The 21,545-nt window shown below is 40.3% G+C and carries 27 protein-coding genes; 3 read left to right on the top strand and 24 right to left on the bottom strand.

Features of this window, described 5'->3' with window-relative positions; genetic code table 11:
* Positions 1-40 precede the first annotated feature (40 nt).
* The 13 genes from rimP to HT725_RS03685 form a co-directional block, all read right to left on the bottom strand.
* The gene (gene rimP / locus HT725_RS03745; RefSeq protein WP_173219799.1) at positions 41-520 is read right to left on the bottom strand and encodes a ribosome maturation factor RimP; all 480 of its coding nucleotides are present in this window, start codon (positions 518-520) and stop codon (positions 41-43) included.
* A 126-nt stretch (positions 521-646) separates the two neighbouring features.
* Entirely contained in the window at positions 647-1,282 is a 636-nt protein-coding gene (trmB, locus tag HT725_RS03740) for a tRNA (guanosine(46)-N7)-methyltransferase TrmB (RefSeq protein WP_112445000.1), read from the bottom strand.
* Positions 1,279-2,073: a phosphotransferase family protein gene (locus HT725_RS03735; protein WP_112444998.1), complete on the bottom strand. Its 795-nt coding sequence runs from the start codon at positions 2,071-2,073 to the stop codon at positions 1,279-1,281. The genes trmB and HT725_RS03735 overlap by 4 nt, the downstream gene beginning before the upstream one ends.
* 159 nt (positions 2,074-2,232) lie before the next feature.
* Positions 2,233-2,844 carry a type II CAAX endopeptidase family protein gene (locus HT725_RS03730; protein ID WP_112444996.1) on the bottom strand — a complete coding sequence of 204 codons (612 nt, stop codon included), beginning with the start codon at positions 2,842-2,844 and terminating at the stop codon, positions 2,233-2,235.
* Positions 2,845-2,873: 29 nt separating this feature from the next.
* On the bottom strand, positions 2,874-3,122 hold the full coding sequence (gene blpZ / locus HT725_RS03725) for an immunity protein BlpZ (protein ID WP_112444995.1): 249 nt from the start codon (positions 3,120-3,122) through the stop codon (positions 2,874-2,876).
* Positions 3,123-3,163: 41 nt separating this feature from the next.
* Positions 3,164-3,853 (bottom strand): CPBP family intramembrane glutamic endopeptidase, encoded by a 690-nt coding sequence (locus HT725_RS03720; protein WP_173219796.1) that lies wholly within the window; start codon positions 3,851-3,853, stop codon positions 3,164-3,166.
* 63 nt (positions 3,854-3,916) lie between these two features.
* Entirely contained in the window at positions 3,917-4,300 is a 384-nt protein-coding gene (locus tag HT725_RS03715) for an immunity protein (RefSeq protein WP_173219793.1), read from the bottom strand.
* A gap of 482 nt (positions 4,301-4,782) precedes the next feature.
* Complete coding sequence (locus HT725_RS03710; protein WP_138704684.1) at positions 4,783-5,187, bottom strand: immunity protein; 405 nt, start codon at positions 5,185-5,187, stop codon at positions 4,783-4,785.
* A complete protein-coding gene (locus HT725_RS03705; RefSeq protein ID WP_049511538.1) occupies positions 5,184-5,348 on the bottom strand; it encodes a hypothetical protein in 165 nt (54 codons plus the stop codon). Before HT725_RS03705 ends, HT725_RS03710 begins: the two co-directional genes overlap by 4 nt.
* Positions 5,349-5,634: 286 nt before the next feature.
* On the bottom strand, positions 5,635-5,754 hold the full coding sequence (locus HT725_RS03700; protein WP_173219790.1) for a PncF family bacteriocin immunity protein: 120 nt from the start codon (positions 5,752-5,754) through the stop codon (positions 5,635-5,637).
* A 274-nt stretch (positions 5,755-6,028) separates the two neighbouring features.
* Positions 6,029-6,385, bottom strand: a complete 357-nt coding sequence (locus tag HT725_RS03695; protein ID WP_173219785.1) for a hypothetical protein — start codon at positions 6,383-6,385, stop codon at positions 6,029-6,031.
* Positions 6,386-6,453: 68 nt separating this feature from the next.
* Positions 6,454-7,803 (bottom strand): sensor histidine kinase, encoded by a 1,350-nt coding sequence (locus HT725_RS03690; RefSeq protein ID WP_173253100.1) that lies wholly within the window; start codon positions 7,801-7,803, stop codon positions 6,454-6,456.
* Between the two features lie 13 nt (positions 7,804-7,816).
* Positions 7,817-8,554, bottom strand: coding sequence for a response regulator transcription factor (locus HT725_RS03685; protein ID WP_173253099.1), 738 nt, complete (start codon positions 8,552-8,554; stop codon positions 7,817-7,819).
* 295 nt (positions 8,555-8,849) lie between these two features.
* Here HT725_RS03685 and HT725_RS03680 point away from each other — a divergent pair, with 295 nt between their 5' ends.
* Positions 8,850-9,179 (top strand): helicase BlpT, encoded by a 330-nt coding sequence (locus HT725_RS03680; RefSeq protein WP_173219777.1) that lies wholly within the window; start codon positions 8,850-8,852, stop codon positions 9,177-9,179.
* Between the two features lie 61 nt (positions 9,180-9,240).
* Here the strand turns inward: HT725_RS03680 and HT725_RS03675 are convergent, their stop codons facing one another.
* Together HT725_RS03675 and HT725_RS03670 are read right to left on the bottom strand one after the other, a co-directional pair.
* Positions 9,241-10,290, bottom strand: coding sequence for an ABC transporter permease (locus tag HT725_RS03675; RefSeq protein WP_173253098.1), 1,050 nt, complete (start codon positions 10,288-10,290; stop codon positions 9,241-9,243).
* A complete protein-coding gene (locus tag HT725_RS03670; RefSeq protein WP_049521290.1) occupies positions 10,287-11,018 on the bottom strand; it encodes an ABC transporter ATP-binding protein in 732 nt (243 codons plus the stop codon). Before HT725_RS03670 ends, HT725_RS03675 begins: the two co-directional genes overlap by 4 nt.
* Positions 11,019-11,085: 67 nt before the next feature.
* Here HT725_RS03670 and HT725_RS03665 point away from each other — a divergent pair, with 67 nt between their 5' ends.
* Complete coding sequence (locus tag HT725_RS03665) at positions 11,086-11,496, top strand: HIT family protein (protein ID WP_050275810.1); 411 nt, start codon at positions 11,086-11,088, stop codon at positions 11,494-11,496.
* 9 nt (positions 11,497-11,505) lie between these two features.
* Positions 11,506-11,793: a hypothetical protein gene (locus HT725_RS03660; RefSeq protein ID WP_173219770.1), complete on the top strand. Its 288-nt coding sequence runs from the start codon at positions 11,506-11,508 to the stop codon at positions 11,791-11,793.
* A gap of 557 nt (positions 11,794-12,350) precedes the next feature.
* On the opposite strand, the gene dnaJ is transcribed toward HT725_RS03660, so the two are convergent.
* The 9 genes from dnaJ to glnR form a co-directional block, all read right to left on the bottom strand.
* The gene (gene dnaJ, locus HT725_RS03655; RefSeq protein ID WP_173253097.1) at positions 12,351-13,496 is read right to left on the bottom strand and encodes a molecular chaperone DnaJ; all 1,146 of its coding nucleotides are present in this window, start codon (positions 13,494-13,496) and stop codon (positions 12,351-12,353) included.
* A gap of 638 nt (positions 13,497-14,134) precedes the next feature.
* Positions 14,135-15,958, bottom strand: coding sequence for a molecular chaperone DnaK (dnaK, locus tag HT725_RS03650; RefSeq protein ID WP_173219764.1), 1,824 nt, complete (start codon positions 15,956-15,958; stop codon positions 14,135-14,137).
* A 484-nt stretch (positions 15,959-16,442) separates the two neighbouring features.
* Entirely contained in the window at positions 16,443-16,967 is a 525-nt protein-coding gene (gene grpE, locus HT725_RS03645) for a nucleotide exchange factor GrpE (RefSeq protein WP_000046038.1), read from the bottom strand.
* 26 nt (positions 16,968-16,993) lie between these two features.
* Positions 16,994-18,028, bottom strand: coding sequence for a heat-inducible transcriptional repressor HrcA (hrcA, locus tag HT725_RS03640; RefSeq protein WP_173219761.1), 1,035 nt, complete (start codon positions 18,026-18,028; stop codon positions 16,994-16,996).
* A gap of 160 nt (positions 18,029-18,188) precedes the next feature.
* The gene (locus tag HT725_RS03635) at positions 18,189-18,692 is read right to left on the bottom strand and encodes a DUF2812 domain-containing protein (RefSeq protein ID WP_112444458.1); all 504 of its coding nucleotides are present in this window, start codon (positions 18,690-18,692) and stop codon (positions 18,189-18,191) included.
* Positions 18,693-18,726: 34 nt separating this feature from the next.
* The gene (locus tag HT725_RS10445) at positions 18,727-19,302 is read right to left on the bottom strand and encodes a DUF2812 domain-containing protein (protein ID WP_173219846.1); all 576 of its coding nucleotides are present in this window, start codon (positions 19,300-19,302) and stop codon (positions 18,727-18,729) included.
* Positions 19,302-19,622, bottom strand: a complete 321-nt coding sequence (locus HT725_RS03625) for a PadR family transcriptional regulator (protein WP_173253096.1) — start codon at positions 19,620-19,622, stop codon at positions 19,302-19,304. Before HT725_RS03625 ends, HT725_RS10445 begins: the two co-directional genes overlap by 1 nt.
* Before the next feature lie 120 nt (positions 19,623-19,742).
* A complete protein-coding gene (gene glnA, locus HT725_RS03620; RefSeq protein ID WP_173253095.1) occupies positions 19,743-21,089 on the bottom strand; it encodes a type I glutamate--ammonia ligase in 1,347 nt (448 codons plus the stop codon).
* A gap of 36 nt (positions 21,090-21,125) precedes the next feature.
* Positions 21,126-21,482 (bottom strand): transcriptional repressor GlnR, encoded by a 357-nt coding sequence (gene glnR / locus HT725_RS03615; RefSeq protein ID WP_000659547.1) that lies wholly within the window; start codon positions 21,480-21,482, stop codon positions 21,126-21,128.
* Between the last annotated feature and the right edge of the window lie 63 nt (positions 21,483-21,545).

Here is a 21,545-nt window from a genome sequence, read left to right as displayed (position 1 = left end):
TTCTTCACTTTTGAATCCTCAAAAGCTATCCTTTCTTTTTCTATAATTTAACTGCTAAACGTGCTTTTGATACTAAACTGTATGGAATTTGGACAGTTTTCTTACGTGTCTTGTCCATATATTCCATAGTCAACTCATCCTCTTCAAAGGCCAACAAGGTTCCTTCAAAGACCTTTTGCTTATCGATGGCTTGGTAGAGCCCGACATGGATGTATTTCCCAACCGCTCCAGCGACGGCATCTTTGTTTTTCAAAGGACGTTCCAAGCCTGGACTGGTGATTTCTAGGAAATATTGTTCTGGGAAGGGATCTGGCTTGATGGTGTCTAGGACAGGACTGATCATTTCTGTCAAGTCTGCCGTGTCGTTCAAGGTAATTCCTTCAGGTTTATCTACAAAAATACTGAGAATCATGTCACTGCCAATCTTTCCATACTCGATATCCACGAGTTCGAAAGGTGCTTGGATGACAGGTTCTACAACTTCTCTGACTAATTCTACGATTGTTGCGATTGCGTCCACCTCCTCATAAGTAAGAGGCGAAGATATTTCCCCGCCTCTCTTTCTCATATTCTTACCCTTAGTATATCACATTTGCTAACTTATGTAAAGCAAAAGCACTTATACAGCCTGATTTCAGGCTATTTCTTAAAATTCTGCCTCAACTCGGTAGATAACTTGCCCCTTGTTGGAGAATTTTTGCTCGTATTCTGTCATGACATTGCCTTCAAAATCACTGGCATGTAAATCAAGCCAAACACCATTGAGCTTCATGCCATACTGAGAAAAGCTCACTAGGCTGTACTCAAACAAGCCACGGTTATCCGTCTTGAAATGAATTTCACCATTTTCAGGTAAGATACGCTTGAAGGTATCCAAGAAGGTCTTATAGGTCAAACGACGCTTTTCATGGCGTTTTTTCGGCCAAGGATCTGAAAAGTTCAGATACAAACGATCAATCTCACCGTCTTCAAAGTAGTCAGTCAAGTCAGAACCATCTACCCACAAGAGCTTGATGTTAGGCACTCCAACTTCAAGCACCTTGTCCAAAGCGTAGCTCAAAACAGACTTTTGAATATCAATCCCGATATAGTTGATGTCAGGGTTCTGCTTGGCCATTCCTGAAACAAAGGCACCCTTTCCACTTCCAACTTCCACATGAATGGGATTGTCATTGCCAAACAGGTCCCGCCATTTTCCCTTGGATTCCAAGGGATTGAGAACCACATACTGGGGATTTGCCTCTAGTAATTCTGTCGCCCCTTTACGATTTCTAACTCTCATCTTCTCTTTCCATACTTGTCTCGGAAGTGACGCAAGCCATGAATCTCCCGATTAACATTTTCTAAATCTTGGTTCATATAATACTTGGAAATCTGGCTCAAGTAAGATAATTGACCGTACCAATACAATTTATTTAATACCGTTTGATTGTACTTGTAACCGTAGTAGGTTAACCACTCCTTCCACTGATGTTCTGGAATATAATGGCAGAGCATATGGGCCACATCAAACATGCGGTCGGTCAAGCGAACCGAATCCCAATCTACCAAATAAATCAAGCCACTATCTGTCTCAATCCAATTACTATGTCGTACATCTCCATGGACAATGGTCGCATAGTCCTCTCTAAATCCTGGAATAGTCTGACGTAAATCAGCCATCACTTCACTGATAAAATGATTTTTACGCAAAGCATCTGGAGCCGTTTCCTGCCAAGACTGTAGTAAATCTACAGGTGTTTCCATGGCATAGCCCAAACGACTCAACTGTGTCATCAACGGACGTGAGCGATGCAGACGGATTAAAATATTGACGATTTGCTTACGATTCATATCATAGGGGGTCAATATCTTGCCTGTCAACCATTCTTGAGCACACATATCACGCCCATCTGCCAAACGGCGACTCCATAATAATTGTGGAGCAATTTGTTCTCTAGCTAGACCAGGTAGGATTGGAGAGGTGTTCATTTTTACAAAGATACGCTTCCCATCAGGATAGCTACCCATATAAGCTTTGCCACTTTTCCCAGGTATGGGAGTCAGTGTTAGCTCATTATCACCCAAATCCATTTCTTTCCTCCGTATAAAGTTTCCTTACTATTCTACTAGTTTTTGGCCTATTCGTCAACCGCTCCACACCCGATTCTCAAAGAAAAGCCTCTGGATTGACTTGGGTATCATTGTAGAAAGAAAAGGCAAGCTCTTTCTTCTGCTTCCCTTTCATGATTTTTATAAATAATATAAGAGTGGCCAAGCATTGTAAAACATGTGAACTAGAGTAGAAACCCATAAGTTTTGGCTCTTTTTATAAGCAAAGCCCAGCAACAAGCCCCCAAGTAGATAAAAAATAAACGAAGGGACATTAGAAGGACCATGCATGAACGAAAAGAGAGAGGAAGTTAGCACAAGCCCTAACCAAGAATTGTCAAAAACCGCACCTTGAAGAAGTCCTCTGAAAATGAGTTCCTCCTGGATGGGGCCAAAAACTGAGGAAGTCAAAACCAAAGACAGGGAAATTCCTCTGCGGACTTCCGCCAAGTGTTGAACTCCCGCGCCAGAAGAAATAGCGAAGAAATGAATATAAACCAGCGTCTCAAGCAGACTTAGAAGAAAGATTGTAATGAAAAGCAAAATGTCTTTCTTGCTTAACATCCCAAAAGAAATCATTTCAAATTTTCTAGCATAAGCAACACTCATCGAGGTTACAAGAAGACTTACAATAATCAGTGCAGGCTCATTTTGAAAAAAATCCCCGTGGTTAATCGTATAAGGAACTGTAATGACGATTATTAGTACTAAAAATCCAAAACAAAAGGCATGAAATTTGTCAAAAAACTCCATCAAATTATCCTCCTCACCAAACAGACTTCCTACGCGTCATCCTTGAGCTCTAACCTTTCCAAAACAAACCATTTTAACAACCAAAAACCGACCACATAGCCAGCTCCTAAGAATATAGCCATTAAAGATAGCATGGGATTCAGAAAATAAAACATCACAACAGATACAAAGGTTAGCACAAAAACATTAAAGGCAATGGTGTCAGAAGCCAAGACCAGAATATAAGGTGTCAACCAGTCTAAGGTTTTTGAATCTAGGAAAAATAAGTGTTTATACATGATAACCTCCTCTATGGCTGAAAAGCAAGCCTTTGGTTTTTTTACCCCAAGACCCTATGTAGAAAAGTGAGCAAAAATGGTAAGTTTGCGATGATATTATTAACAATATGAATCGAATAAGAAGGATAGATACTCTTAGTATAACGTGTTAGACAGGCAAATAGACAGCCCACTGCCGTATAGACAAAAATATCTGCCAGACTTGGCAAGCTAGAAAAGTGGGGCAAGGCAAATAAGAATGACGGAAAGAGAAGATCCAGCCCCCACCTCGAATTCTTAAAGAAGGCATGTTGAAGCAATCCCCTACATACCAATTCTTCCATCAGAGGTCCTAGTACGATTAAGGTTAGGTAAACACCAAACTCCGCAAAATTTGTCTCACTATAAGCAATAAACAAATTCCACCCTTCATTGGTTCCCTGAACGTGTTTAGCTGTCAGATAGTTAAAGCAGATAAGCACAACAGCTGCTAACACCGTCAGAACAGAATAGCTCAACCACTTTTTCCTAGGGATACGAAAGAGATAAGCATGGCCCGACCTGACCAAAATCCAAACCATCAAGCCGATAAAGAGAAGGCTGATGATGTTTCGAATCCAGATAATATTTCCTACCCAAGACGAGAACTCCCAATAATTGCTCCAAAATTGGGGCGTCCAAGACAGTCCGAAAAACAGAAACAAATAAGAAAGAATTGCACTCGTTTTGAAAAGAATAGAGTGTCTTTTCATATAAATCCTCCTACTATCTACAAGACAGGATGGCTCCCCTTGTCAGGCTCTACTGCTGTAAGATTAAGAAGACAGTTTGTTCTTTTTAAGGATAACCTGACTACTAGATAATAGATACATTAAGGCATTAAAGACAATGAAAATATGTCCATAGAATAAAATCAACCTCGCATCCAAACCAAGATAAAGTTTGATTATCAAAAAGATGAGCAAAAGAATTTGAAACCATAAGGTTTTTCCAAAAATAAATTTAAAGCGATTTCGAATGTCTACTTCCTTGATTTTTACCGCCAACCCTTTATTGGCAAGAAGGAAAACTCCTGCCTCAAACAAACCACTGTAAAGAACAAGCCACCCAATCGATACGATAGAGATTTGTAAAAATGTCCCTAAAAGAATATCCAACACACTACTCAAGAAAATAACAAGAAATAGTCTGTATTTCATATATATAAGCGATTAGTTGTTGATAGAATTCTGTTTCTGAAATACCTCTATACAAACAGATAATAGACATAAAGCCTGTCAAGCCGATGAACATGAGTTGATTGGTTCTAGGACTAACCAAATCATCATTTACTTATATTTAAGAGTATCTCTTTTATGTTAGTGTATGTTAACACTAAAAAACAAGTTAGGCCAATAATATTTAAAATGAACAATAACGGGGTTAAGTCTCTAAAAAAATTATCTACTGACACTACAAGAAATACTATACATATTATAGTCGAAACTATCTTTTTCTTATCCATAATTATTTACTCCTTTCCTAACAAATCCAGCTTATCAATCAAGAGCGATTTTTAACATAATGTAGCAGCACCCGTTGCAACTTTGACAATTTCAGTATAGCACTATTTGTTAAAGTTTTTCATCCAAATCTTGAATAGTCATCGAGACATCTTGAATTGTAAAAACTTCATTAGCCCCTACTTTTTATAATACTTCAAGCCCCAAATAAGCAGAAGCATGATAATCAAGCAGAGAATAGCACCAATGTAGGCAATCAATTGCTGATAGGATTCTCCTGCTGTGATACCTCTATACAAACAGATAATAGACATAAAACCTGTCAAGCCGATGAACATGAGTTGATTGGTTCTAGGACTAACCAAATCATCATCTTCAAACTCTCTTATCCTCATCTCCCTAGTGAGGTAAACAGTAACCAAAATCGAAGCCAAGTTAATAACCACTAAAAGAAATTGGAAAACCAAGGAAAAATTTAAAAACTGACGAGATAGAAATAGATAAGTAGAGACAAGCAAGGGCAACTGACCTAAGAACAATCTCGCAAGGAAGATGTTCCGTTTTTTAGCAAGAAAAGTTTTCATTTCTTTGCTCCTTTCTTTTTAGTTAAAGCAAGATAAATCATAACCGCAATCATATAGGCTATAGTATAAAATAGCTGATACCAAGCACTCTCCCTAAGCGGATATAGAAAGATGGACATGATTAGATACAAGATGAAAATGACAAGTATTTTTTTCTTCATAAGATTTCCTCCTAAATGTTTGTTGAGCTAGAACCTTTACACTATTAGTATAGCACTTATTTTGACCTTGGATCACTCAAATCACGAATGGTCATCAAAACATCTTGAATTGTAAAAAATTTAAAAAGCAAGCATGAAAAACATACTTTCCTCTTTATATTGTATTGATACCAACTTGTTTGTAGACTTTTCATCCTGCTATCACATATCATTTTGACAGGCGAAACAAAATTAAAGAAACTCCCCTGTAAATTAAGCTAGCAAATACAGGGGAGAAATTTATTTTTTAGAGGGTACTATCTGTATCCTTTTTGGGAGATTTTGAAAATATTTTTCTAATTAAATCATCCATATAAGGACCAAATATACCAACTACTAAACCAATAATAAAACTTTTAAAATCCATAATTACCTCCAAGTACACAAGCTCAAGTCTTTAAGCAACCATAATAGCCAATTGTAACATTGTTTTTGCATTCACGAGGAATACCTCTTTTTACTTTCGTCCTATTACAACCTTAATAAGGTTAGTATACTACTATTTTTTAAAATTTTCCATCCAAATCACAAATGGTCATCAAAACATCTTGAATTGTAAAAAATTTAAAAAGCAAGCATGAAAAACATACTTGCCCTAGGGGAATTTAACAATGTGAAAATACATCGAAAGCTATTCAGCCTTACTTCCGTCTGTTCTCATATATTCTCATGATCGCAACAAGGATAGCAGCTGTCCCACTTGCCAAAGCGATAAGGGTAATGATAATGTTGAGGATTTCAGGCGTACTCCCTATTCTGTTGATAAGACGGAGTAGGGATATAACTGTCAACTGAATCAGGAGTATTGATTCTACTCTTACCAATGAAGTCAGTTGATTTTCAACCGCATATAAAAATGCTGGTAATAAAACACAGGCTATAGCAATCACAAACAGATTGCTCCCTGTTTCTTCTCCCTTGTTCACAACGGAAAGCATGAGAAGATTCGATGCTATGATCAACGTAGAACAGATGATAAAAAAGGATTTCTTATTCATATAGGGTACCTCATATACTATGGCATTTTAATTGATGACTGCAGGCAGTACTTCTTTCCACAAGTCTTCTAATCATCAACTGACATCGAGTGAACTGTTAAAACCTGACGAAAGACTTGATTTTGGCAGGTGGTATTTAGACTGGTATTAGGATGACTTGCCACAATCTTCATAACGGTATAGAGACCAACTCCTCTCTCCTCCCCTTTAGAACTGGCTCCAAAGGAGAAAATCTCAGAAATGTCTATACCCTCTTCTTTGATGGCATTTTCGATGATAAAGGTCTCCTGTGCCCCATTTTTTAAAAAGGCGATTGAAACATGAGGTTGACTAGCCTCTGCACTGGCTTCAATAGCGTTGTCACAAAGGATAGACACAATGGTTAGAAAATCAAGTAGACTCATCCCCTCTACCTGAATCTCCTCTGGAACTTCTACATTAAAGACAATGTTCTTATCTCTGGCTTTTAAAAACTTTCCTGCTAGGAGACTTTTGAGGGCTTTATCACGAATATTCACCAATCGGCCCAGGTCATATTTATTGTCCTGCAATTTTTCACTAGAATCCTTTAAGACAGAGTCGTAGACCTCTTTTATCTGCTCCATATCCTCCTCTTCAATGCCCAGACGTAAACTGGTCAAGAGGTTGGTGTAGTCATGGCGAAAACTCCGTACTTCCTTGTAAAGTTCCTCTATATGCCGACTATAGCGTTCCATATCTCTGTAGCGCAAGGCCTGTTCTTGGTCCAGTCTCTCATGGAGTTTGTCCTTCAAATAGGTATCCAGCTTCTTGATAATCCCCATAAAAAAGAGTAGGTAAAACACTAGAATCAGATGGCGAACAGTCGTTGATTGAATACCTTGTACATTTTCAAAATAAGACAGACTTTGCATCACTAGATAGTAAGCCCCCATTATCCAGTTAATCTTAGTCAGGGACTTTTGAAAACCTTTATCGAGAATCTCCCTTCTCAAACTAGTAAAATCATAGTCTAACCATTTCAAAAAGGCTAGAGAAATAAAGCAAATGAAAATTTTTATACATAACCAAATAAAAGAGCGGTCATCATACACATGCCCTTGCCCCAAAAATGGAAGCACAAAATAGGAGACTACCCTGAAAAAAAGATTCACCAACATCATTGGAAAGAGACCATAAAAGAAGAGTAGTTTTTTAGGAAGCCCTCTTAACAATAAGAAAGATAAACCAATGCCGTACAAGGGTTCCATAAAATAAGATAGGTAAGTATTTCCTACTATATAGCTAATCGTTACAAAAACAACTGCTAAAAGTAGCTTAAAAAGAAAGGACTTAAAAACTCTCTCCAGAGTTAGAACAATTCCATCCACCTTAAAAAATATAAACAATTCCAATCCAGATATCAAAAACACATATACTATCTTCCAAACTAATTCCATTCCAGCACCTCACTCAATGTAAGTTATTGATAGCCTCAGATACTTCCCTGACCTTATAACGCGCTATCATACAGCTTCCCCCATTGGGAAAGAAAAGGAGTTTTTCTTTCTTATCCAAACGAACTACATTGGCAGGATTGATGAGAAAAGAGCGATGGCACTGCAAGAGACGGGGTTCCTGCTTGAAAACCTCCTCTAAACTCACTGTAAATTCCAATCTGTCTGTCTTGGTATAGAGAATAACACGATGGGCTCTGGGCGATGTTTCGAGATAGTAAACCTCTTGAAAAGGATACTGAAATTGGGCAAATTTTGATTTAAAGTAAAAGCAATCTTCCGCCAGACTCTTACTATCTTGACTATTGGCATAGAGGAGGGCTGTCTCGATCCGAGACTCAAACTCCTCAGCTGACAAGGCCTTATCAATATAGTCCAAAGCAGACACTTGGTAGCGAAAGGACAGGGGCATAAACTCCGAGTGAGTCGTCACAAAGACAATCAGGGCATAAGGATCCCGATCCCGAATCTTTCTAGCCACTTCCAGACCCTTCATCTCCTCATTTCGAATCTCAATATCCAAAAAGAATAGCTGATGGGCTCCCTTCTCATGCACCTCTGCCAGCAGCTGGTCTGGCTTACCAAAAACTTCAAAAGAGCTGGGAGTGATATGATGCTCCTTCAAGAGTTTCTCAATCGTCGTTTCAATCCTAGTCTGTTGGGAAAAATCATCTTCTAAAACAAATATTCTCATCTTCTTACTCTCCTTGTTTCGATTTCTTCCTAAAAATAGAATAGCAAAAATACTATGATACAAGCCCACCCAATCCTAAACAGGCCTTTAACGCTCCTGAAAGGTATCTTGTTCCTCAAATAAGCATGATAATCTTACCACTATTTTATCATAAAATCTTAACAGTACCATTCAGGAAATTTCAAGAACAATTAAAGATTTGATGGTGAAAAAGGAGATAAAAGTGATAAACTGACAGTATCAAAACACAGTTGCTAGAAACAAGACTGGCACCAAGATTAAAGGAGGAATTCTCATGACAGATACAGACCCTATCAAAAGAGCTCAGACTTTGATTACTGACTTAAACAAAGCCTACCAAGCATGCAAACAGGCAAGCGCTGACGACGTCCGCTTTCAGGAGCAGCTAAACTCTATTCTTGGTTTTCTAGCCAAGTCTGAGACAGTGGATAATCGAGTCTTGATTGAACTGGAAAAATTTTACCAGACTTCCAGCCTTCTCATGGGACTCAGTGCTCTCAATCCAGATGCTCCAACTCGCGCCGCTTGGCGGGCCTATGACCGCTTCCACTTTGACCAAGTCAAGACCAAGTTGAGTCTCTACGGACCAACCATTATCCTGTAGAAAATAAAAGAAGCTGAGACAGACTGAACTCAACTTCTTTTTTAGTGTCATATAGGCAATGTTAGTCCTGCATCTGACGTTTTACCTGATAAGGCAAATACAAGACTAGTAAAACCAAACCAGCTCCCAGTAAGGCTAGAAGGGCCAGTTTTTCTTGGAAGGTAATCAACCCGACAACTAATTCCACAAGTAAAACAAAAATGGTCAATCCTCGGACTACAGCCTGTAAGCCTTTTTCCTTTTGCCCCTTGTCCAGTGGAAAGAGTTGGGTCAAATACTGGTAGTCAAAGGCATGATAGAGGGCCAGCAACTGGAAGAGCAAGAGGTAGTTAAAGAGAACCACCACTGCTGTCGCAATCCAAGCTTGCTCGATAAAAACCTGCGCCAGTATGGAAAGCAAGAGAAGACGGAGACTGAGCGCAAAGAGGTCTCCATTTCGTAGATAAGAACGCAGATAGAGATTTTGCCAAATCTTCCCAGGGGCCTTCTGAACAGCCTTTAGGATAAAGTCCAGATAGGCACGACGCTTGACGCTGTTTGAAATCCCCTTGACCTGCGTAAAGAGGGCAAAGAAACGAAGCAAGACTTGCTTACGCTTGCTTTCTTGGGAAATGACATAATCCCAGTCTAGTCCAGTTTCAGTAAAAAATTTGCTGGCCTTTTGACGAAAGAGGAAATATTTTCCTACCCCCAATAAAAGCACATAGACCAGAAAAACAGGCAAGCCATAACCCATTGCTAAAAATAAAGGCGTAAATAACAGCAAGAAAAGGGTCTGCACAAAGAGCCAAAAGACTAGGGAAATGCCAGTTTGACGCTTGAGATGGAGCTTGATTTCCTCTTCTCCGACCAAGAGAAAGAGCTTGTCTGGAGCCTCCATATAGGTGGCAATTCCTCCCCAAAGCAAAAGTAAAACAGACGTAATTCCTACAAACAAAAGAATAGGCCAATGATTTTCAGGAAAATGTTGTAAGAGTTGACTGTACTGGTAGGCTAAAAAACCCAGCAAGACAAACAGGAACAAGACAAAGTGGTCATTGAGAACATAGCGCAGATAACCAAGACACTCCTTACGAAAAGCCTGCTTTCTCTTTAAAAACAAGTCTTTCATAGCTCCTCCTCTTTGGTCAGAGCCAAGTAAATATCATTCAAACTAGCCTCAGGCATATCAAAGGCTTCGCGCAGTTGCAGGAGATTGCCTTTGGCACGCATCTCTCCCTTGTGGAGAATAACAAAGGCATCACACATCTTTTCCGCTGAATCCAGCACGTGAGTACTCATGAGAATAGACTTACCCTTTTGCTTTTCCACTTCCAAAAGCTGAATCAAGTCTGCAATAGCCAGCGGATCAAGACCAAGGAAAGGCTCATCCACGATGAAAAGACTCGGATCCACCACAAAAGCACAGATAATCATGACTTTCTGCTTCATCCCTTTTGAAAAATGAACAGGGAACCAGTCCAATTTCTGGTCCAGACGGAACATTTTTAACAAAGGTTCTACTCGATCAAAAGCCACTTTCTGCTCAATACCATAAGCCATGGCAACCGTTTCGATATGCTCTCTGAGGGTCAATTCCTCATACAAGCTAGGTGTCTCAGGAATGTAACCAATTTGCTTGCGATAGCTAGTCGCATCTTCTTGCAGGGTCAGGCCATTGATATTGATGGAGCCACTATAAGGTGTCAACAGACCAATAATCTCATTGATTGTCGTCGATTTCCCAGCACCATTGAGACCAATCAAACCGACCAGCTGCCCACTTTCAACAGTAAAAGACACATCTTTCAAGACAGGGACATGGACATAGCCACCTGTCAGGTTTTTAATTTCTAACATATTTTCTCCAAATCTGGTATAATGTAGCTATATTATATCAAAATTCAATACAGTAGAGGTAGATTTTATGTCAGATTGCATTTTTTGTAAAATCATCGCAGGGGAAATTCCTGCTTCAAAAGTATATGAAGATGAGCAGGTTCTTGCCTTTCTGGATATTTCTCAAGTGACACCAGGACACACCTTAGTCGTGCCAAAAGAACACTATCGCAATCTTTTGGAAATGAACGCTACTAGCGCCAGCCAACTCTTTGCCCAAGTACCAAAAGTAGCTCAAAAAGTCATGAAAGCTACCAAGGCTGCTGGTATGAATATCATTGCTAACTGTGAAGAAATCGCAGGTCAAACCGTCTTTCATACCCACGTTCACCTCGTGCCTCGCTACAGTGCGGACGATGACCTCAAGATTGATTTTATCGCCCACGAACCTGACTTTGACAAACTCGCTCAAGTCGCTGAAACCATCAAAAACGCCTAAGGAGTTACCATGAAATTATCCAACCTACTGCTATTTGCAGGAGCCGCAGCCGGAAGTTATCTGGTCACAAAAAATCGCCAAACCATCACAGATGAAGTCTTGAATACAACTGACCGCGTTCAAGCTATCAAGGATGATGTGGATATTATCCAAAACAGCCTGCAAATCATCGACCAGCAAAAAGAACTCATCAAGGAATATCAAGAAGACCTGACTTACAAGTTTAAGGTCGTGGAAAAGGATATCCAGACTAGACTAGCTGTGATTAAAGAAACACAGGAACTTGAAGATAAGTAAAAGAGCCACTCGGCTCTTTTTTAAAAGGTAAACAAGTTATAGTGAATTGAATTTAGAATAGCACATCATAGTTTCTAAAGCATTGTTAGAGATTACTTTAAAATCCTCTTATCAATTTGTTCATATTATATTTCAATCTACTATATATATCCCATCAACTATGCATCATAATTTAGGTAACTCATACTCAATAAAAATCAAAAAGCAAACTAGAAAGCTAGGCACAGACTGCTCAAAACACCGTTTTAAGGTTGTGGATAGAACTGACGAAGTCAACTCAAAACACTGTTTTGAGNNACGAAGTCAGTAACCATACCCATGACAAGCCGACGCTGACGTGGTTTGAAGAGTATCATTCACCATTTCACAACTAAATCGAAGACTTTCTGCCGTAATGAAAACAGCTGAAACAGCTTGGTTTCAGCTGTTTGGAAACTTTAAGACTTAGGTTCAAAGTTTAGGTATGGAACTTCGAAGGAGGTCGCTACCGTCCGTCATTACTTAGGAAAGTCTTAAAAAATCTATAAAGTAAAAAGAGCCCGACAGCTCTTTTTGCTTTATTCTCCTTCAAAAGCATCTTTAATATGGTTAAAGAAGCCTTTTTTCTTTGGATTGACTTTTAAATCACCCGCAGCTGCGAATTCTTTCAAGGCTGCTTTTTGGCGGTCGTTCAAGCCTGTCGGTGTTACGACATTGACAGTAACGTATTGGTCACCAACTACACCACCACGAAGGCTCGGAGCTCCCTTACCACGTAAACGGAATTTCTTACCAGTCTGAGTTCCCTCTGGGATAACCAATTCAACATCACCGTGAACCGTTGGGATATCAACTGTATCACCAAGAGCTGCTTGGACAAAGTTGAGGTTGAGATTGTAGAAGATAGTCGTTCCTTCACGTTCAAACTTGTCGCTAGCTTCCACAGAAACTACTACATACAAGTCACCATAAGGTCCACCGTTAAATCCTGCTTCACCTTGACCTGCTAGGCGAATTTGTTGACCTGTTTCCACACCAGCAGGGATTTTGACATGTACGCTATGCGCTTGTTTTTCATGACCTGTTCCGTGACAAGTTGTACATGGATCTTTGATTTCTTTTCCGCGACCATGACAGACATCACAGGTTACTTGGCGACGCATCATACCAAGCGGAGTCTGCGTATCAACGTTAATGACACCAGCGCCATGACAGCGTCCACAAGTGACTGGACTTGTTCCTGGCTTAGCACCAGAACCATTACATGTACGACAGCTAGCTTCACGGTTGTACTTAACTTCTTTTTCAGCTCCAAAAATAGCTTCTTCAAAGGTCAAGTTCACACGATACTGGAGGTCATCCCCCTGACGAGGAGCGTTTGGATTGCGCGAAGCTCCGCCTCCTCCAAAGAAACTTGAAAAAATATCCTCAAAACCACCGAAGCCTCCTGCCCCACCGAAGCCTCCTGCCCCATCGAAACCGCCAGCTCCACCAAAACCACCGTTGGCTCCAGCAGCACCGTATTGGTCATAGGCAGCACGTTTTTGGTCGTCACTCAAAGTCTCATAGGCTTCCTGAACTTCCTTGTACTTTTCCTCAGCACCAGGCTCCTTATTGATATCTGGGTGATATTTTTTCGAAAGCTTACGATAAGCTTTTTTGATTTCGTCTGCCGAAGCGTTTTTTGACACCCCCAGACGATCATAAAATTCAGTATTGTTCATAATTCAAGATACAAAGGGCGTCAAACGGACACAGCCAAAATAGGAGTTTTGACGACGGACGCTTGCGTCCTAGAAAAAACTATCTTTTTGGCACAGTCCGTAGCCCGTGTTCAGTTACGAACACCCTTGTTCCTTTCTATTGATGTTCTGAATCGAACCACCATTTAGGTCGGGTTCAATTCCTTTCTTTATATATTGACAAGACAAACCCCAAATAAATCAGGTTCAGATCCTTTTTATCGAAAAACAGAGGCTGGGTTGCAACCTCTGGATTTCTTCCTATCATTACGACGTTCAAAAACAAAGTCGATTATACTTTGTTTTTGAACTAGTAAGGCGTTTAGGCAAGTCGCCATAGCGATTGCAGTCGAATGACAAACTCTTTAGCCATTTGTCATTCTTAACGAGTTAGGCTTAACTGAGTTTCGGCTAAAAACTTCGGAAAAAAGATAAGCCATCTTTTGTGCATCGCACAAGGCGATGGCTTCCTATTTTTCTTTCGTTTTCTTAACGCCTCAACATCTTACCGAATCGAGCACGCCCTAACCTCTTGGTGAAAAAGACAAATCTTTCTAGAAACTAAAGTTTCTGCGTCAGATTTCCTATTTTCACTGTGAGGTTTTAACGGGCTTTGCATCTTATTTTTCCGTAAACTCTCCGTCTACGACGTCATCGCCTGCGTTTCCTGTTGCTTGTGCGCCTTCTGCTCCTGCTTGAGCTTGTTGCGCTGCTGCGGCTTGTTCGTAGAGTTTAACAGCAAGGCCTTGAGCTTTTTCGTTCAATGCTTCAAGTTTTGCTTTCATGTCGTCCAAGTTGTTATCTTCTTGCGCTTTCTTAAGGTCATCAAGGGCAGCTTGGGCAGCTTCACGTTCTGTGTCGAATCCTTTGCCTTCAGTTTCCTTGATAGTCTTTTCAGTTGCGAAGATAGCTTGGTCTACTTCGTTACGAAGGTCAACTTCTTCTTTACGTTTCTTATCTGCTTCAGCGTTAGCTTCTGCATCTTTCATCATGCGGTCAATTTCTTCGTCAGTCAAACCTGAGTTCGATTGGATCACAATTGTTTGTTCTTTTTGAGTTCCAAGGTCTTTAGCTTTAACAGACACGATACCATTCTTATCGATGTCAAATGTTACTTCGATTTGAGGAATTCCACGAGGTGCAGCTGGGATATCAGTCAATTGGAAACGTCCAAGAGTCTTGTTATCTGCTGCCATTGGGCGTTCACCTTGAAGAACGTGGATATCAACGGCTGGTTGGTTGTCTGCCGCAGTTGAGAAGACTTGTGATTTAGATGTTGGAATTGTTGTGTTGCGGTCGATGAGTTTTGTGAAGACACCACCCATTGTTTCAATACCAAGTGACAATGGTGTTACGTCAAGAAGGACAACGTCTTTGACATCACCAGTGATGACACCACCTTGGATTGCCGCACCCATAGCAACTACTTCATCAGGGTTTACTGATTTGTTTGGTTCTTTACCAGTTTCAGCCTTAACAGCTTCGACAACGGCTGGGATACGAGTTGAACCACCAACAAGGATAACTTCGTCGATTTCTGACAAGCTCAAACCTGCATCTGAAAGGGCTTGACGAACTGGAACTTTTGTACGTTCAACAAGGTCACGAGTCAAATCGTCAAATTTCGCACGAGTCAAAGTCATTTCCAAGTGAAGAGGTCCAGCCTCACCTGCAGTGATGAATGGCAAGCTGATTTGTGTTGAAGTTACACCAGAAAGATCTTTCTTCGCTTTTTCAGCCGCATCTTTCAAACGTTGCATCGCCATCTTGTCAGTAGACAAGTCAATACCGTTTTCTTTCTTGAATTCTGCTACCAAGTGATCGATGATTTTTTGGTCAAAGTCATCACCACCAAGTTTGTTGTCCCCTGCAGTTGACAATACGTCGAAGACACCGTCACCCAATTCAAGGATAGAGACGTCGAATGTACCACCACCAAGGTCAAATACCAAGATTTTTTCTTCTTTGTCAGTCTTATCCAAACCGTAAGCAAGAGCTGCTGCAGTTGGTTCGTTGACGATACGTTCTACTTCAAGACCAGCGATTTTACCAGCGTCTTTTGTTGCTTGACGTTGAGCATCGTTGAAGTAAGCTGGAACTGTGATAACTGCCTTGGTTACTTTTTCACCAAGGTAGTCTTCAGCGTAGCCTTTCAAATATTGAAGAATCATAGCTGAGATTTCTTGTGGAGTGTATTCTTTTCCGTTAGCAGAAACTTTTTCAGAAGTTCCCATTTTAGATTTAATAGAGATAACTGTATCTGGGTTTGTGACTGCTTGACGTTTCGCAGCGTCACCAACGATGATTTCGCCGTTTTTGAATGAGACTACAGATGGAGTTGTGCGGTTTCCTTCTGGGTTTGCGATGATTTTGCTTTCAGTTCCTTCAAGAACTGCAACTGCTGAGTTTGTTGTACCTAAGTCAATACCGATAATTTTAGACATGTGTTTTTCTCCTTAAATTTTAATTCGAATTTTGATTTTTTGATATTTCCCTTAAGTGGTGGGGACGTGAGCAACTCCCTTCGGGATTTCATCACTTATTTTTGAGCCTATTGTCTCAAAAATCCCCTGTTTCAGTAGCTTTTGCTACTGAAACTTTCACCACGGTGGGAAATATCTTCCTTGCAAGCCTCCGGCTTGCCTCTTATCTTTCTTTCATAGTTTAGTGTCGTTTCGGACAAGTTTTCTATTATGTAAATTGCGACACGAGGAGTCGAAATCGATTTTATTTCGACGACGAGTTAGTAAGGAGGCTAGGCAAACGCCATAGCGATTGCCGTTTTCTGACAAGTTGCTTCAGCTACCGTCAGAATTGCCTAATCGAACACGCCCTAAGCTCTGAGTAAAAAAGATAGATTTTCTTGTGTTCATCGAACACTTCGTCAATCTCCTATTTTTACTGTGAGCTTTTTACGGGCTTTGTATCTTAGTTATACACCACTACCATGGCTGGGCGTAGGATGCGGTCATGGAGTTTGTAGCCTTTTTGGAAGACTTGGGCGATGGTATCTGCTGGGTGTTCATCGTCTGCTGGAAGAGTTTGGATGGCCATATGGTAGTTATGGTCAAATTCACCGTCAGCTGCGATTTCTTCGATTCCTTCTTCTTTCAAAGCATGAATCAAACTTTCTTGCACCATTTCCAAGCCCTTCTTCACATCATCTGTCAAACCTTCAACTGCGAGTGCACGCTCAAGGTTGTCCAAAGAAGGGAGAATCGCTTTTGCCAAATCCTGGCTACGATAACGTTGCAAGTTTTGACGCTCTTCATTGGCACGGCGTTGAATGTTTTGCATTTCTGCATGAGCGCGAAGGTATTTGTTTTCAAATTCATCTGCACGTTCATTTGCCAAGTCCAATTCAGACTTCTCAGGAGTTGTTTCTTCTACCGTTTCCACAACTTCCTCTTCTTGAACTTCTTCTACTTCTTCATTTTTTATATCTTGGGCCATTTTCGCCTCCTTTAATGATTTCAATCTTAATGTACTTCGTAATGATTACTGCTGAGGTAGCGGTAAAAATCTGTCAACTTCATGGTCAAAACACGATTGACCACATTGACTTGGTTGATTAGCTGTTGGTAATCCAGATTAACCGGACCGATAATGGCTAGAATTCCAACTCCGCGATAAGGAATGAGGAACTTGCTACTAATCACCGCTAGGTCAGCTAGACAGGACTCTTGACTGTCCGCAACTCGGACATTTTGCATCTGATCCTCATGCATCCCCTCACGAATCTCCAGAGCCACCTTTTGCGGTTGATCAAAGAACTGATAAGCTGCCAGATTAGCAAAATTCAAGAGATTTACCTTGCCCGCCACTACAATGTTTTCGTTGAACATTTCCTTAAAAATGTGTTCAAAGAGATCGATAACATTGTCCGTTGTTGTAAAGTAACGCTGGATAATCTGCGGAATCTCCGTCCGAATCTTGTAGTGAATATCTAAAACGGTGTGGCCGAGGAAACGTTCCTGAATGATGCTCTTCAGCTTCAGCAAGTCCTCCTGCAAAAAGTTCCTTGGAATCAGAAACTGACTGGTAACCGTTCGCGACTCGTCTAGGGTGAATACTGCCAAGGCTGTATGTTGCCCCAAAACAACGATATCAAAGGCTGTCAACCGTTGCTTGCTGGGCTCAACATCCAGTGCTACTACCGTACAGCCACTCAAGTCTGTCAGTAGATTAGCAGCCTCTTGCAGAATATCCTCCAATTTGAAGAATTCCTGATCAAAGGCTTTGACAATCTCGTAAACCTCATTTTCAGCCAGTCGGTCAAAATCCAGTGAGTGTTTCACATAGTACTGAAAACCAGCAACACTTGGCATGCGACCGCTTGAAGTATGAGCCTTCTCAAGCAAACCTTGCTTTTCTAAAGCCGCCATGTCATTACGAATGGTTGCACTGCTAGAGTTAATAGACTCTTGCAAGGCTTTGGATCCGACAGGTTCGTGCGTTTTGGTAAAGATGTCAATAATCAGATTTAAAATATCCTGCTGACGCTCTGTAACCACCTCATCACTCCTCTCTGTCTGATCGATTAGCACTCAACATACTCAAGTGCTAACTCATGATTCTATTATACACCCTTAAAAGAGAATGTCAAGATAAAAACTCAAAAAATTAGCACTCTTTTGCCAAGAGTGCTAAAAATCGGTCTGAAGACCGAGAAACTCACCTTCCATCTACTTGATATTTCCTTTTTAGTCTGAAATAACCATAGATTAGATAAGAAATCATAAAGGCATATAGAACAAAAATGACAGAGAAAGGTTGCGACAGTTCTTCTCGAAACAAACTCATACAAACAACAAGACCGCCTAAGAAAGTAGCTGTACAGGAACGAAGTCTAGATCGCATAACTTCCCATCTAAGACCCTTGCTCATATCCTCCGGAAGTAAATCAAAAGATGATTTACGAAGAACCGAACAAGAACCTGCTTCTATCAATTCCCAACCGCTATTTCTAAAATCTTGCAGTTCATGCTTATATTTTTTAAGAAATCTAGAATCATAGATACAGTAGATGACATCGTCTGGTTGACATTGGTCAAAATAGAACAAACCAAAACGACTCGTTCTATACCTCCAACCTTTCAAATGCATCTCATGTAAATATTCTTCTTCCTTGTCCAAATCAACAATGGTGAAAAACCGAAATTGTACTTTGCTATTCATTACCTTACCTCCAAATCAGAAAACATACATGGTTTTATTTGTCAGATAATTCTTTCCATTTTTGAAACAAGCTCCAAAAAATATAAGAAATCTGAATCGCAAAAACTATCAATAAAACCCAATCTATTATGAAAATCAAAAACACTACCCAACTGAAAGAACTACCTCCACTGACAAACTTTGAGAAAACCGGTAGTAGAGCTAAAAAGAGAAGCAAAATAGGAAGCATCCGCCTCGTTAAAATCCGTTTGACCATAGCTAACTTCCCAGCAGCGTCATTATAGATTTCAAATTCTGCATTCGATTCAATTTCAGAATGAAGCTTTCTAAAGTAGGAAAACCCATTAAAGTCTGTAATATGCTCCCAGCCACAGTCTTTAAATAATTGTAAATAGGAGGCTCTATCTGATTTTTTCATGGGATAAAAGTCCAACTGATAAGATACTTGCTCAGGCTGACATTTTTCAAAGGTATACTTAACTGCAAACAATAAGATAGAATAACTTACTTTTCTAAGTTTCCAGCCCTTAGCATGCATTTTTCTAAGATATAAAGCCTCCCTCTCATAATCCGCAATTGTAAAAATTCGATAAACAACTTTCTTTTCCATCATCTTTCCTCCCGACTATTTCTGTAGAGTCGTTCAATACGTTTCAATTCAATCTCTAAGACTTTGCGTCCCAAGTCTGTAATCTGATAGATTTTACGCTTTTCCTCTTCGCGGACAAAGGAAATCAAACCATCCTTTTCCATTTTTGACAAGGTTCCATACATAGTCCCAGGACTAATCGAAACTTGAGAATCTGTCATCTCCTTGACCTTTTGCGTAATACTATAACCATGACCTTCCTTTTGCAGACAGAACAAGATATAAAAACCCGTTTCCGTCATCGGAAGATAAACTCGACGAATCTTATCCGTTAATTCCATTTGCATTCACCTCCTATTAAATTCGATATATCGCACTTCGTTATATAAAATATATCACACCTCGATATAAAATACAAGAAAAAAAGACCGCCCTCAGGCAATCTTTCTTCTATATTAGTATTAGTAAAGGTCTAAATAATTATCAATTTCCCATTGTGAAACGAAGGTTGCATAACTTGCCCATTCGATTCGCTTGGCTTCAAGGAAACTAGTATAGATATGTTCTCCCAGAGCTGCTCTGACAACTTCATCTTCAGTCAGAGCTTTCAAAGCGTTGTGAAGAGTTGATGGAAGGTCTGTAATACCAGCTTCCTTACGCTCTTCTGCTGTCATGATGTAGATATTTTCTTCGATAGGAGCTGGCGCTTCGATTTTATTTTCAATACCATGCAAACCAACTTCCAAAAGAACCGCCATAGCGATGTATGGGTTTGCCATCGGATCCACTGAACGCAACTCAAGACGAGTTCCCATACCACGTGAAGCAGGCACGCGCACAAGTGGCGAACGGTTACGACCAGCCCAAGCAATGTAAACAGGCGCTTCATAACCCGGAACCAAACGTTTGTATGAGTTAACCGTTGGGTTCATGATGGCAGTATAGTTGTAGGCATGTTTGATCAAACCGCCAAGGAAATGGTAGGCTGTTTCTGACAACTGCATTCCTTTTGGATCATTTGGATCAAAGAAGGCATTGTTTCCTTCTGTATCAAACAAGGACATATTACAGTGCATACCTGATCCAGCAATACCAAATTTTGGTTTGGCCATAAAGGTTGCATAAAGACCATGTTTGCGAGCAATGGTTTTAACAACAAGTTTAAAGATTTGAATCTTATCACAAGCACGGAGAACTTCATCGTACTTGAAATCAATCTCATGCTGTCCAACCGCAACCTCATGGTGACTTGCTTCTACTTCAAATCCCATTTTGGTCAAGACATTGACAATCTCACGACGTGTATTGTCCGCAAGGTCAGTAGGCGCCAAATCAAAGTAGCCACCCTTGTCATTCACTTCAAGTGTTGGGTCTCCATTTTCATCCAACTTAAATAGGAAGAATTCTGGCTCTGGACCAAGGTTGAAGGACTTGAATCCTACTTCCTCCATGTGACGAAGAGCACGCTTCAAATTGCCACGAGGGTCTCCTGCAAATGGTTCACCTTCTGTTGTATAGACATCACAGATCAAACCTGCAACACTTCCATTTTCATCTCCCCAGGGGAAGACTGTCCATGTATCCAAGTCTGGGTACAAGTACATATCCGACTCATTGATACGTACAAAACCTTCGATAGAAGATCCATCAAACATAGCCTTGTTTGACAAGACTTTATCTAACTGTTCATCTGTAGCAGGAATTTCGACGTTTTTCATGGTTCCCAAAATATCTGAGAACATGAGACGGATAAAGGTAACATTTTTTTCCTTGACTTCACGACGAATATCTGCAGCTGTGATTGGCATGAGTTTTCTCCTTAATGTATGACTACTTGCGGTTGCCTAACCGCGACCAAAAGGTGACTGTACTGAAGCAAAGCGACCCTGTTGGAGGAGTTCATTGTGAAGTGCACGGCGCACCTCAGTCTGACTAACCGCTTTCTTGGATTTCGCTTCACGTTCAGCATATTTTTTCTTAATGGCAGCGATATTATAACCTTCAGAGATATAATCTTTGATTTCAAGCAGACGATCCATGTCATTCAAGGAATACATGCGACGGTTCCCTTCGTTTCGATCAGGCTTAATCAACTCTTGATCTTCATAATAACGAATCTGGCGCGCCGATAGATCGGTCAACTTCATAACACTGCCGATAGGAAAAACAGCCATATTTCGGCGAAATTCTTTTTCCTTCATTTACAATTTCCTTCTTTCTGTCTATTATAGTCTAAAAAAAGACAAACGTCAATTGATAATGTT

The organism is Streptococcus sp. 2579 (genome assembly GCF_013277195.1).
GTDB lineage: Bacteria > Bacillota > Bacilli > Lactobacillales > Streptococcaceae > Streptococcus.
The sequence above is the reverse complement of the archived record's forward strand: the minus strand, read 5'-3'. Positions and strand labels throughout refer to the sequence as shown.